Source organism: Streptomyces sp. ALB3, from assembly GCF_044385685.1.
Taxonomy (GTDB): Bacteria; Actinomycetota; Actinomycetes; order Streptomycetales; family Streptomycetaceae; genus Streptomyces.
The window spans coordinates 275,206-287,724 of record NZ_JBISCE010000037.1 but is presented as its reverse complement, the minus strand read 5'-3'; the positions used below and the strand labels follow the sequence as shown (position 1 = coordinate 287,724).

The 12,519-nt window shown below is 72.6% G+C and carries 10 protein-coding genes; 4 read left to right on the top strand and 6 right to left on the bottom strand.

Annotated elements, in window-relative coordinates; genetic code table 11:
• Window position 1: 1 nt before the first annotated feature.
• On the bottom strand, window positions 2-2,089 hold the full coding sequence (locus tag ACHFIV_RS23315; RefSeq protein WP_398972310.1) for a YhgE/Pip family protein: 2,088 nt from the start codon (window positions 2,087-2,089) through the stop codon (window positions 2-4).
• Entirely contained in the window at window positions 2,061-2,894 is an 834-nt protein-coding gene (locus ACHFIV_RS23310; RefSeq protein ID WP_398972308.1) for an ATP-binding cassette domain-containing protein, read from the bottom strand. Before ACHFIV_RS23310 ends, ACHFIV_RS23315 begins: the two co-directional genes overlap by 29 nt.
• A gap of 167 nt (window positions 2,895-3,061) precedes the next feature.
• Between ACHFIV_RS23310 and ACHFIV_RS23305 the strand changes: the two genes are divergently transcribed.
• The 3 genes from ACHFIV_RS23305 (at window position 3,062) to ACHFIV_RS23295 (ending at window position 5,169) form a co-directional block, all read left to right on the top strand.
• Entirely contained in the window at window positions 3,062-3,598 is a 537-nt protein-coding gene (locus ACHFIV_RS23305) for an SAV_6107 family HEPN domain-containing protein (protein WP_398972306.1), read from the top strand.
• 105 nt (window positions 3,599-3,703) lie between these two features.
• Window positions 3,704-4,462: a methyltransferase gene (locus ACHFIV_RS23300; RefSeq protein ID WP_398972304.1), complete on the top strand. Its 759-nt coding sequence runs from the start codon at window positions 3,704-3,706 to the stop codon at window positions 4,460-4,462.
• A gap of 302 nt (window positions 4,463-4,764) precedes the next feature.
• A complete protein-coding gene (locus ACHFIV_RS23295; protein ID WP_033303312.1) occupies window positions 4,765-5,169 on the top strand; it encodes a DUF3040 domain-containing protein in 405 nt (134 codons plus the stop codon).
• Window positions 5,170-5,542: 373 nt separating this feature from the next.
• On the opposite strand, the gene ACHFIV_RS23290 is transcribed toward ACHFIV_RS23295, so the two are convergent.
• The 4 genes from ACHFIV_RS23290 to ACHFIV_RS23275 all read right to left on the bottom strand — a co-directional run bounded on the left by ACHFIV_RS23290 (window position 5,543) and on the right by ACHFIV_RS23275 (window position 11,142).
• Window positions 5,543-7,963 (bottom strand): transglutaminaseTgpA domain-containing protein, encoded by a 2,421-nt coding sequence (locus ACHFIV_RS23290; protein ID WP_398972300.1) that lies wholly within the window; start codon window positions 7,961-7,963, stop codon window positions 5,543-5,545.
• Window positions 7,960-9,345 (bottom strand): DUF58 domain-containing protein, encoded by a 1,386-nt coding sequence (locus tag ACHFIV_RS23285; RefSeq protein WP_398972298.1) that lies wholly within the window; start codon window positions 9,343-9,345, stop codon window positions 7,960-7,962. The genes ACHFIV_RS23290 and ACHFIV_RS23285 overlap by 4 nt, the downstream gene beginning before the upstream one ends.
• Entirely contained in the window at window positions 9,345-10,391 is a 1,047-nt protein-coding gene (locus ACHFIV_RS23280) for an AAA family ATPase (RefSeq protein ID WP_398972295.1), read from the bottom strand. The genes ACHFIV_RS23285 and ACHFIV_RS23280 overlap by 1 nt, the downstream gene beginning before the upstream one ends.
• A 190-nt stretch (window positions 10,392-10,581) precedes the next feature.
• Window positions 10,582-11,142 (bottom strand): beta-class carbonic anhydrase, encoded by a 561-nt coding sequence (locus ACHFIV_RS23275; RefSeq protein ID WP_398972292.1) that lies wholly within the window; start codon window positions 11,140-11,142, stop codon window positions 10,582-10,584.
• A 405-nt stretch (window positions 11,143-11,547) separates the two neighbouring features.
• Between ACHFIV_RS23275 and rsmH the strand changes: the two genes are divergently transcribed.
• Window positions 11,548-12,513, top strand: coding sequence for a 16S rRNA (cytosine(1402)-N(4))-methyltransferase RsmH (gene rsmH / locus ACHFIV_RS23270; protein WP_398972290.1), 966 nt, complete (start codon window positions 11,548-11,550; stop codon window positions 12,511-12,513).
• Window positions 12,514-12,519 lie beyond the last annotated feature (6 nt).

Sequence of the window (12,519 nt, the reverse complement as noted above, 5' to 3'; positions counted from 1 at the left end):
GTCACAGACTCAGCTCCGGGTGCAGCCGGTCCAGGGTCCACACCTGTTTGCGGCGGGCGGAGAGGGCCGTCAGCGCCAGGGCGCCCGCGGTGAAGGCCAGCAGCACGGCGCAGCCCTGCCAGACCGGGCCGAGCCCGCCGCCCGTGATCAGCCGTCGCAGCCCGTCCACCACATAGGTCATCGGCAGGTACGGGTGGACCGCTCCGAAGAAGCCCGGGCTGGTCTGCACGGGATAGGTGCCCCCGGCCGAGGTCAGCTGGAGCATCAGCACGGCCAGGACGAGGATCCGGCCCGCCGCGCCGAACCTGGCGTTGAGCCACTGCACGATCGCGGCGAAGCAGCAGGTGACCAGCGCCAGGAAGCCGAGGGTTCCGGCGGCGTGCGTCATCTGCAGTCCGAGCCGCCAGTGCAGCACCGACATCAGGGCGGCGACCTGGAGCAGGCCGATCGCGGCGACCGGCAGCCAGCCCGCGAAGGCGATACGCCAGGCCGGTGCTCCGGCCGCGAGCGCCCGCCGGTTGAGCGGCTGGACGAGCATGTACGCCACCATCGCGCCCACCCACAGCGAGAGGGGAATGAAGTAGGGGGCGAAGCCGGTGCCGTAGTTGGGCGCCGCGTGCAGGGAGGAGGAGGCCAGCCGCACGGGGTCGGACATGACACCGGTACGGGCGTCGCGGTCCTTCTCGTCGTAGTCGGGGATCTTGCCGACTCCGTCGTTCAGCCCCTGGGCGAGCGTCGCGGAACCGTCACCCAGCCGGTACAGCCCGCTGTTCAGGGTCCCGGCACCCGTCTTGAGCTTCTTGACGCCGGTGTTCAGATCCCCGGCACCCGTCTTGGCGGTACCGAGACCGGTGTGGAGCGCGTCCGCACCCTTGGCGACCTTGTGCGCCCCGGTGTTGAGCGCGTTGACCTTCGACACGACGGTCTCCAGGTCCGTGTCCAGACGGGGTGAGCGCTTCGCCAGCGCGTCGGCCTGTTTCTGCAGTGTGGCCAACTGGCCGCGGAGTTCCGTCAGGTCGCCCTTCTGATCCGTGACCAGGGCGTTCACGTCGTCGGACACCGCGGCGACGTCGGCCGCGGCGGTCCTGGCGCGCTTCAGCTGCGGACAGGCGGCCGGGTCGGGCAGCGGCTGCTCCTCGCAGCGGAGGCGGTAGACCTCGGCCAGTTCGTCGGAGGCCGTGTGGGCGGCGGCCGACGCGGTGGGGGCGGCTTCCGCCAACAGGCCGAGGTTGTCCCGTACGGCTTGGGAGGAGTCGGCGACCAGCCGGGCGGTGTCCCCGATGGCCTTGCCGTTGTCCTTCAGGAAGGGGCGTACGTCCCCCGCGACGGCGTTGACCTTGTCGGCGAGCAGCTGGGTGCCCCCGGCCACCTGCCGGGACCCCGTCTCGAGGTCGCCGGCCCCCTTGTTCAGCTTGGTGATCCCGGTGGCGAGCGTGCCGCTGCCCGACTTGGCGTCCTTGAGGCCGTCCGCCAGGTCCTTGGAGCCCTTCTTCGCCTTCTCGAGGCCGGTCTCCAGGTCGTCGGCGCCCTTGGCCGCCTTCGCGGTCGCGTCGTGCAGGCCCGAGAAGTCGATGAAGATCCGGTCCAGGAAGCCGCGCGAGGCCTTCGTCGACGCGGCACTGCGGACCTCGGCGAAGACGGTCCTGGAGATCTGCCCGACGATGTAGTTGTTGGCGTCGTTGGTGCGGACCCGTAGGGCGCCCGTGGCCGGGGAGTCCCCGCCGCTCGAGGCGATCCGCTCGCTGAAGTCCGACGGCATGGTCAGCGAGAGGTAGTACGTCCCGTCCTCGACGCCCTGCTCGGCTTCGGCGGATCCGACCTCGTGCCAGTCGAAGACCTTGGAGTCGAGCAGCCGGCCGGCCAGCTCGTCACCGGCCGCGAGGTGTTCGTCCCCGGTGGTCGCGCCCTTGTCGTCGTTGACGAGTGCCACCGGAATGCGGTCGAGCCGCCCGTACGGGTCCCAGAACGACCAGAGGTAGAGCGCTCCGTACAGCAGGGGCAGCAGGAGGAGTGCCACCAGTGCGGCACGCGGCATCCGGCCCCGGCCGAAGCGCCGCAGTTCAAGCGCGGCCAGTTTCGGCGATCGCATCGGCCGTTCCCTTCCCGGTCGTCGTGTCGGTCGTCGTGTCGTCGGCGGGGGTGCCGGCTGTGGGCGTGTCCCCGGTGGTCGTGCCGTCGGCGGGTGTGTCCGGTCCGGCCGCCGGCCGGGTGCGTACCGTGAGAGCGTCCTTCGGAGCCTCGCTGCACACGGCCAGCACGGTGGTGCCGCCGGCCGCGAGGGAGCGCAACAGCTCCCAGGCCAGGGCGCGGTCAGCGGCGGAGAGCTTGAGGTCGGTGTCGTCCACGGCGAGCAGCCGGGGGCGGCTCATCAGGGCGAGGGCGACGGACAGGCGCAGGGCCTCCAGCCGCTCCAGGTCGCGTACGGAGGTGCGTCCGGCCTTGGGCAGGTCCGCGAGGTCGAGCCCCGCCGCATCCAGCGCGGTGCCGACCGCCGCCCGTGCCGTCGCGGCACGTCCTGGGCGCCGGCGCAGCAGGGAGCGCAGCGAACCGTCGAAGCGTCGTGCCAGCAGGGCCCGTTCGCGCAGGTGTTCGGCGACGGTGAGGGAGGGGTCCAGCTCGCTGACCCCCGGCACCGGGCCCAGTGCGCTGAAACCGCGTACGGCGGCGAGCCGGCCGGGCAGACGCTCGCCGCCGACCTCCGCGTGGCCCGTCGTGGAGCGCATGCGGCCGGTGAGCGCGAGCAGCAGACAGGTGCGGCCCGAACCCGACGGCCCCTCGACCGCGACGAGCGATCCGGGACCGGCCGTGAATTCCACGCCTCGGAAGGCCCAGCCGCGCGGACCCTTCAGTCCGAACCCCTCGGCGCTCAGAGCCGCCCCGTGCGGGCTTTCCACGATCCCCACCCCCATTTTGCACTGACCAGTCAGTGCAAAAAGCTAGCCGGAACTCGTGATCGAAGCAAAACGCCTGGTCAGGGGGCAGTTCTGAATGATTGTCAGTGGTGGCGGTCACGATGGATACAGACGGCCACCGAGCCGTCACAGACGACAGGAGGTTCGTCATGGCCAGCTCGTCCGCAGCCGCCGCCCCGCGGCGCCGCGCAGGCAGCCCTGCCCCCTCACTGAACGGTCCGGCAACCGACGTCCACCCCGTGCTGCGCCGCACCACGGCGCCGCCCGCAGCACTCGACCTGCTCGCCCAGGCTCACGCCGGCCTGGACGAGGCCGCCGCCCTCGACGTGCCCAACGAGCGGTACGCCACAGCACACCTCGCGGCGTTGCGCACGGCCGCCGCCGTGCTCGCCGCCCGTGGCCGGCCCGAATCCGGCGGGCGCCGCAGGGAGCGGATCCGCAGCGCCTGGGAGGTCCTGCCGGACATCGCGCCGGAACTGACCGAGTGGAGCGCCCTGTTCGCGTCGGGCGCCGGACGCAGGGCCCGTGCGGAGGCGGGCATACCCGGCGCGGCCGGCAGCCGCGACGCCGACGACCTGCTCCGCGACGCGGCCATGTTCCTGCGCCTCGTCGAGCGGCTGCTCGCCCTCCAGCCCGTCCTCCCGCAACCCCGGCGGGACGGTCCCGGACGGCGGACCGACGCGTAGTGGCCGCGAGGGCGGTGCGAGGCAATAGGGTGGAGAGCACCCGTACCACCTGCACCGTTCACGCTCCGCCGTCCGTGGCGGCACCGTGCCGAGGAGTCAACTGCCGTGTCGGACCAGCTGCGCCCCCGCGCCTCCCTCCGTACCGCCGTGGTCTGGGAGGTCCTCAAGGACGCCCTCGAGCGCCGGGTCGAGGCGACCGGCAGGGACGCCCTGGACGTGTTGGACACCGGCGGCGGCACCGGCAACTTCGCCGTGCCGGTCGCCCGGCTCGGCCACCGGGTGACCGTCGTCGACCCCAGCCCGAACGCCCTCTTCGCGCTGGAGCGCCGTGCCGAGGAAGCCGGTGTCGCCGACCGGGTCCGAGGCGTCCAGGGAGACATCCTGGGCCTGTTCGACGTGGTGGACCGCGCCGGATACGACGCGGTCCTCTGCCACGGCGTCCTGGAGTACGTGGACGACCCCGCCGAAGGCGTACGGAACGCGGTCGACGCGCTCCACCCGTCCGGTGCCCTCAGCCTGCTCGGCGCCGGCATCGGCGGTGCCGTCCTGGCCAGGGCGCTCGCCGGGCACTTCGCCGAGGCCCGCAAGGCGCTGGCGGACCCCGCCGGACGCTGGGGCGACGGCGACCCCGTTCCCCGCAGGTTCACCGCCGGCCAGCTGACCGGCCTGGTCGAGGCGGCGGGCGTCGAGGTGGGCGCGGTCCACGGGGTGCGGGTCTTCGCCGACCTCGTGCCGGGCGTTCTCGTGGACACCGAACCGGGCGCGATGGAGGAGCTCCTCAGGCTGGAAGCGGCCGTCGCGGAACTGCCCGCCTTCCACTCGGTCGCGACCCAGCTGCACGTTCTGGGGGAGAAGCGCGCCTGAGCCGCGAGGGCGACACCGTCGGCGTACGGCCGCGAAGGCGACAGCAGCACGGCTGATCAGCAACGCAGCTGCAGACGGAGTACGGCTCAGAACACCCGATCGCGCCGCGAGCCCCGTATGATCGGGTGACACCATCCGGCATGACGGATCGGAGGTCGGGGAATCTACGCCTCAGCAGCCGAGCCGAAATGGCGGTCCGGACTGGCTATGGCTAGAGGGCGGGTTTCACGGGGGCGAATCCCTGCCTATCCTGGAAGGGCCGCATACCGGTCGCCCCCGCGGCCGACGACGAGGAGGACTCCGTGCCGCTCTCGGAGCACGAGCAGCGCATGCTCGAGCAGATGGAGCGAGCGCTGTACGCCGAAGATCCCAAGTTCGCTACAGCGCTTGAGGGAAGCGGGCTGCGCAGGTACACCCGGCGACGGGTCTACCAGGCGGTGGCCGGTTTTCTGGTGGGTATCGCGCTCCTCATGGCCGGAATGGTTTTCCAGCAGACCTGGGTCAGCGTGGCGGGGTTCCTCGTCATGCTGGGCTGCGCCGTGCTGGCGGTCACCGGATGGCGCAAAGCGCCGAAGCCCGGTGAGCAGCAGCCGGCGGGGAGCGCGAGCGGGGGCGGAGGCGAACGCCGACACCCCAGGCAGCGCCGGTCGATGATGAACCGGATCGAACAGCGGTGGCAGCGCCGCCGCGACGAACAGGGCCAGTGAGCCTTCCGCTTCCCGGCCGGAAGCGAGCAGTCCCGGCCACCGGTCCCGGAAGCGGACGGCACACGCCGAGGACTTGACGCCTGGCCTCACACGTGAGGGGCGGTCGCATCGCAGCGACCGCCCCTCACGCGTTCCCGTCACCCGGTGACCGCGCGGGCCGGTCACGGCGCTTCCGTGCCGGTGCCCGCCAAGCCGCTGAGCGGCGCCCGCGCGGATTGACGGGTCCGACGCCGCCCCGGGGCCGAGGGGCGGCGGCCGGACCCGCGAAAAGCATCGGCGCCCGCGACCCGGTCAGCCCCCCGGCTCCCGACCTCCTGAGCGGCCCCTGACCCGGAACGCGGCGGATCCACCCGCCGACCCAGGATCCAGGGGTTCAGCCCCGCTGCCGTGAGGGGCGGCGCGACCGTGCCGCCCAGCGGACGCGCCCCGCCCGGGCCGACCATCGCCCGGCGAGTTCCGCCCGGCGTTCCGCAGCCGCCCAGATCACCCGGACAGCCGAACGCGGGGCGAGCGTCGCCCGCAACCTGCCCCAGCGGCCGGCCGGGGCACGCAGGCCGGCCCGGACCGCGAGCACATCCTCGGCGGGAACGGACACCGCACCCGGCCCGGGCGCGTACAGCACCTGCTCGACCGCCCCCGCCACCCGGTGGACGGCAGCGGCGGCCGGCTCGTCGAGGCCCCCCAGCCGGACGATACGCGCGGCGGCCTTGCGGGGGGTCTGCGACTCGTCCGGCGCGATGCCGTGGTCCCAGGCAGTGTCGGTGACCTCCCGCCAGGCCGCCATCACCCTGTCGGCGGCGTCAGCGGCCGTCCGCCCTCCCGAGGAGCCGAGCCGCCGGCCACGGGCCCGCAGCCGCCAGAGCATCGGTGCCAAGGGCAGCGTCAGCACCAGCAGGGAGCCGAGCACCCACAGCGCCACCGTCCCCGCAGGGGTCCCCGGGCCGGCGGAATCCAGTGCGCCGGGGACCGGGGACGCGCCGCACTCACCCTGCCGGCGCATCTGCGCGGGACAGGACTCCGAGGTGGAGGGGGCCGCCGTCGGCGCCGTGGAAGCACCGTCCGTCGGCAGCGCGGGAGCACTCGGGTCCGCCGAGGGTGCGTCCGGCCGGGTGTACGCCGGGGTGCTGCCCCGGGACGGCGTCGGCTCGAAACGGGTCCAGCCCACGCCCTCGAAGTACAGCTCGGGCCAGGCGTGCGCATCCCGCAGCCCCACCGACACCGAGCCGTCCGCCTGGACCGTGCCGGGCGTGAAGCCCACCGCGACCCGGGCCGGAATGCCCAGGGTCCTCGCCATCGCGGCCATCGAGAAGGAGAAGTGGACGCAGAACCCCTCCCTGTCCTTCAGGAACCGCTCGATCGCCGCGGTGCCGGTACCCGAGGTCACCGTCGTGTCGTACCGGAAACCACCCTCCGAGGCGAACCAGTCCTGCAGCCTCACCGCCCGTTCGTAGTCGTCGTCGGCGCCACCGGTCACCCGCTCGGCGGTCTCCTCGACCACGTCCGGCAGCGACGGTGGAACGCGCGTGTACTCACGGGCCAGGTCCGACGGCGGTTCCCTGGAAGCGGCGAGCTGCGCGGCTGTCGGCTCCACCACCAGACTGCTGACCTCGTACCGGGCGCCACGTGTCGTCTGGCCGTCGTCGCCGACGAGGGTGCGCCCCTCGGGTTCGTACCGCCAGCGGCCCCGGACGTCCACCTCGCTCGCCGGGTAGGGGAGCGGCAGATACGTCTGCTGGTACGAGCGCGACGCCGAGATGTTCGTCCGGATCTCGGTGACGGCGACGTCCCCGCCCAGTCCCGCCGGCTGCGGCAGCCTGTCCGGGACATCACTCAGCCGGCGGGTCGACGGACGCCACTCGCCGCCGCTGAACTGGTCCAGGGCCTGGATGCGCAGATAGAAGTCCTGCGGGCTCCCGGAGTTGGTGCGGTACGACATCACCTCCCGGTTCTCCGGCTGGTTGAGGTTGTTCTGCAGCGAGACCAGCGGATTCACCGCGGAGATCGTGCCCCCGCCGCTGCCGCTACCCGAACCGCCGCCCGCGCCGTCCAGCAGCCCGCCGTCCAGAGCCGGCAGGGCCGCGGGCACCACCAGGGCGACGCCCAGGGCGACCACGCCGATGCGCCGGCCCGTACGGACCGGCGCCGGCCCGTGCCCCGGACCCTCCAGTCCGGCGGCCAGACCGCCCGACGTACGCGACACACCGCCGAACACCCGCCCCCACCGGGACAGCCGGTCCCGGCCCTCGGCCAGCAGGAGAAGCAGGTATCCGCTCGCCGCGAGCAGGAACCAGAACCACCCCGCCCCGCCGTCGGACAGCCCGGCAGCCACCGAGTAGAGCGCGAGCAGCGGCAGCCCGGCCGAAGCGGCGGCGCGCAAGGTCACCGCGAGGACGTCCACGGCGAGCCCGATCAGCAGCACCCCACCGATCAGCATCAGCCGGATGCCGTCCGTCGCCGGCGCGGGAATGGCATACCTGCCGACGTCGTCGGCTCCCGCGCTCAGGAGACCGGCGAGCCGCTGGACCGCCTGGGGGCCGGGCAGCACACCGAACAGGGCGTGTTCCCTGGCGAAGGCCGCGGTCAGCGTCAGCAGGGTGACGAGCACCTGGAGGGAGACCGTGAGGATCCGTGCCAGGCGCATCCGGCGCGCGAGTGCGCCCACACCGCTCTGGACGGCCAGCATGAACGCGGCCTGCAGGACCCACCTGGACGTCTCGACCAGGGGCAGAAGAGCTCCCGACGCCAGCAAGGTGGCCGAGAAGGCGCTGAGCGCCAGCCGGAAACGCCCGCTCATGACCATCCCCCGGAGAATCCCGTCGTGCCCGCGGCGGAGGACTGCGCGCCGGAGGACGGCGCCCCGGAGCCCTCCGCCCCCGCCTGCCGCCACAGCCGGGCGAGTTCCGCCCCCGGTGGCACGGCCATCGCCGTCCATCCCGCTTCGCGGAGCAGCCGCAGGCTGTCGGGGACCCGCGCGTCAGGCGCGGCCTTCCCGCCGCGTGCCCAGCCGTCGCCGTCCAGCACGAACGCCACGGCTCCACGGCTGCGCTGCCGCATCCGTGCGGCGACCGCGGTCTGCTCCTCGTCGAGATCACCGAAGAAAGCCACCAGCAGCCCCTCGTTGCCCCCGCGCAGCACGTCGTACGCGCGGGAGAGCCCACCCCCGTCGGAGTGGTCGACGACCGCGAGGGTGTCCATCATCAGCCCCGCCGAGTCCGCGGACTCCTGGGTCGAAGCGGCGAAACCGTCGGCGCTCTCACCGGGCACGACGCTCCCCTCGTCCGTGAGCAGCCGCACCGCGAAGCCACGTTCCAGCATGTGCACCAGCGCGGACGCCGCCCCGGACACCGCCCACTCGAAGGGCGACCCGGGTCCGGCGCCCGGGTAGGCGATCCGCCGGGTGTCCAGCAGTACCGTGCACCGCGCCCGCTGCGGCTGTTCCTCCCGCCGCACCATCAGCTCGCCGTGGCGCGCGGTGGACCGCCAGTGCACCCGTCGCAGGTCGTCACCGTGCCGGTAACCGCGCGGAATGATGTCGTCCTCACCGGCCAGCGCCAGCGAGCGCTGCCTGCCGTCGCCGTACCCGGAGGCCTCACCGGCCAGCCGCAGCGCCGGGAGCGGCTCGGTGCCCGGGATGACGACGAGGGTGTCGTAGGAGCTGAAGGAGCGCGTCAGCTCGCACATCCCGAACGGATCGCTCAGCTGGAGCTGCAACGGGCCCAGTGGATAACGCCCGCGCAGGTCGGAGCGGACCCGGTAGGACACCTCCCGCACGCCGCCCGGCTCCACCCGGTCCAGCACGAACCGGGGGCGTGGCCCGAGGACGTACGGGACGCTGTCCTGGAGCATGAGCAGGCCCGTGGGCAGCCGGGACACGTTGTCCACGCGCAGATGGACCCGTGACTCCGAGCCCGCCGGCACCCGGGAGGGCGAAAGACGCCGGCTGCCGGCCACCCGGTAGCGGGTGCGGTACAGGACGGTGACACAGACCAGCGGCAGCACCGCGAGGAGCAGGCCGACCCGGAGCAGATCACCCTGACCCAGCACGTACGCGCAGACGGCGGCCGCCACACCCGCGGCCAGGAAGGACCGCCCGCGCGTCGTCAGCCCGCTCAGAGCCGCGCGCAGCCCGCCCCTGCCGTCGCTGTCGTCCACGGGGCCGGGCGCCCCGGCCGTCATCACAGCCGCCGTGCGCCGGGCTGCCCGCCGTACACCGGGCTGCCGGGACGGTGCTGGGGGTGCGCGGGGGCGGCCCCGCCGGCGGACGTCGGCACGTGGGTGCGCTGCAGGATGTCCAGCACCACCTGCTCGGCCGTCCGGCGGTTGAGCTGCGCCTGCGCCGTCGGCAGCAGCCGGTGGGCGAGCACCGCGACCGCGAGGGCCTGGACGTCGTCCGGCAGGGCGTAGTCCCGCCCGGACAGGGCGGCCGACGCCTTGGCGGCACGCAGCAGGTGCAGGGTCGCGCGCGGCGAGGCCCCGAGCCTGAGGTCCGGGTGCTGCCGGGTGGCGGCCACCAGCTCCACGGCGTACCGCTGGACGGCCTCGGCCACATGGACCGTGCGCACCGCGTCGATCAGCTTCACGATGTCGTGCGCGTGCGCCACCGGCTGGAGGTCGTCCAGCGGTGAGGCACCGCCGTGCACGTCGAGCATCCGGAGCTCGGCCTCGGCACTCGGGTAGCCGATCGACACCCGGGCCATGAAACGGTCGCGCTGTGCCTCGGGGAGCGGGTAGGTGCCCTCCATCTCCACCGGGTTCTGGGTCGCCACGACCATGAAGGGATCCGGCAGCTCGTAGGTCTGGCCGTCGATCGTGACCTGGCGTTCCTCCATCGACTCGAGCAGCGCCGACTGGGTCTTGGGCGACGCGCGGTTGATCTCGTCACCGATCACGATCTGGGCGAAGATGGCACCCGGCTTGAACTCGAAGTCCCTGCGCTGCTGATCGAAGATCGAGACCCCGGTGATGTCCGAGGGCAGCAGGTCCGGCGTGAACTGGATACGCCGGACCGAGCAGTCGATGGACCGTGCCAGCGCCTTCGCCAGCATCGTCTTGCCGACCCCGGGCACGTCCTCGATGAGGAGGTGCCCCTCGGCGAGCAGCACGGTCAGCGAAAGCCGTACGACCTCAGGCTTGCCCTCGATCACACTCTCGACCGACCTGCGTACCCGCTCCGCTGTGGTGGTCAGATCTGTGAGGCTCGCTCGATCGTCATAGGTCGTCACCCGGCCCTCCTCGGCCCCTTGTGCACGGGCAGGCGCACGGAGATGCCCGGCCCGCCCCGACGTACGGACACTCCCCGGAGGACCCGGGGAGATGTCACACCCGCATTCTTGTTGCCGTTACCGCTTCGTGTCACTCGCCTCTGGACAAGTGGGCGCGATATGCCGGATGTGGCCCGTATGTCGAGAGGTTTCAGGAGGCGGGCAGGATCTCGCGCAGCTTGCCCGTGGTCACGTCGAAGACGAAGCCGCGGACGTCGTCCGTGTGCAGAAGGAACGGTGAGGTGCGCACGCGCTGCATCGACTGCCGTACGTCCTGGTCGGCGTCCGTGTAGGCCTCTACCGCCCAGGCCGGGCGCTGCCCGACCTCGAACTCCAGATCCTTCCGGAACTCCTCGGTGATCGATTCCATGCCGCAGTTCGTGTGGTGGATGAGCACGACGCTGCGGGTACCGAGGGCCCGCTGGCTGATCGTCAGCGACCGGATGACGTCGTCGGTGACGACACCGCCCGCGTTGCGGATGGTGTGGCAGTCGCCGAGCTCCAGGCCCAGCGCGGCGTGGAGGTCGAGACGGGCGTCCATGCAGGCGACGACGGCGACGTGCAGCACGGGCCGCGCGTCCATGCCGGGGTCGCTGAACGCCTCCGCGTAACGCGCGTTCAGTTCGACCAGGCGGTCGGTGACTGTCCCTCCGGAAGCGGCGGAGGGAGCGGCGGAATCGGTCTCGGCGGAAGGGTGCGCAGAAGTCGACATGACTATGACGTTAGCCTTCGCGACCGTGTCCGGCGTGCTGTGGAAGGGGACAAAGAACGCCAACGCGCCTTGTTGTGAGGTAACCCACAAGCCTCACGTACAGGCACCCGGCCGGGTGAGGTTCCCGGACGGCGGCCGGGGACCGACGCGCTGCGCGGTTCGTTGATCGGGAACGGATCGAATGGCAGGGTGGACTAAAGTGACGCGAAGTTACCGACACGCCTGCACATTCCGCATGTTTTGCATGTTTCGCGTTCCCGTGGTGTGCGGCGTACATGCGGCCCGGCCCTCTCCCGCTCGCGGCCGGCCGACGCCCCTTCCCCGGCGCCGGCCGACCTCCCCTTCCGGGCGGGCGGGGACCAGGCCGTATGTGCGGCCACCCGGGACAGAGCCTGAGAGGGCGCTTTGAGCCAGACCCGCCACGTCCCGGTGATGCTCCAGCGATGCCTGGACCTGTTGGCCCCGGCTCTGGAGGCGACGGGACCGCGGCCCCCGGTCGTCGTCGACTGCACCCTCGGGCTCGGCGGGCACAGCGAGGCACTCCTCGCCGCCTTCCCCGCCGCCCGCCTGGTCGCCCTGGACCGGGACAAGGAGGCCCTGCGGCTCTCCGGCGAGCGCCTGGCCCCGTACGGCGAGCGCGTCACCCTGGTGCACGCCGTCTACGACGAACTGCCCGAGGTCCTCGACCGGCTCGGGATCCCCAAGGTCCAGGGCGTGCTGTTCGACCTCGGGGTGTCCTCCATGCAACTGGACGAGGCCGACCGAGGGTTCGCGTACGCCCAGGACGCGCCGCTCGACATGCGCATGGACCAGACGACCGGTATCGGCGCCGCCGAGGTCCTCAACACCTACCCGCCGGGTGAACTCGTACGGATCCTGCGCGCCTACGGCGAGGAGAAGCAGGCCAAGCGCATCGTCTCGGCCGTCGTGCGCGAGCGCGAGAAGGAGCCCTTCAGCAACAGCGCCCGGCTCGTGGAGCTGATCCGCGACTCCCTGCCGCAGGCCGCCAAGCGCACCGGCGGCAACCCGGCCAAACGCACCTTCCAGGCGCTGCGCATCGAGGTCAACGGCGAGCTCACCGTCCTGGAGCGTGCGATCCCGGCCGCGGTGCGGAGTCTGGACGTCGGCGGCCGGATCGCCGTTCTCTCCTACCACTCGCTCGAGGACCGCCTGGTCAAGCAGGTGTTCGCCGCCGGCGCGGCCAACACGGCGCCGCCCGGGCTGCCCGTAGTCCCCGAGCGCTACCAGCCCCGCCTGAAGCTGCTGACCCGCGGCGCCGAGCTGCCCACCGAGGAGGAGGTCGCCGAGAACCGGCGCGCCGCCCCCGCACGGCTGCGCGGCGCACAGCGGATCCGCGAGGAGGAGCGGTGACCGGAT

Bases quoted from the DNA above. Each gene is read 5' to 3' on its own strand.
- ACHFIV_RS23315 (WP_398972310.1), bottom strand. From the start codon at position 2,089: ATGCGATCGCCGAAACTGGCCGCGCTTGAACTGCGGCGCTTCGGCCGG.
- ACHFIV_RS23305 (WP_398972306.1), top strand. From the start codon at position 3,062: ATGGCCAGCTCGTCCGCAGCCGCCGCCCCGCGGCGCCGCGCAGGCAGC.
- ACHFIV_RS23290 (WP_398972300.1), bottom strand. From the start codon at position 7,963: ATGAGCGGGCGTTTCCGGCTGGCGCTCAGCGCCTTCTCGGCCACCTTG.
- ACHFIV_RS23285 (WP_398972298.1), bottom strand. From the start codon at position 9,345: ATGACGGCCGGGGCGCCCGGCCCCGTGGACGACAGCGACGGCAGGGGC.
- ACHFIV_RS23275 (WP_398972292.1), bottom strand. From the start codon at position 11,142: ATGTCGACTTCTGCGCACCCTTCCGCCGAGACCGATTCCGCCGCTCCC.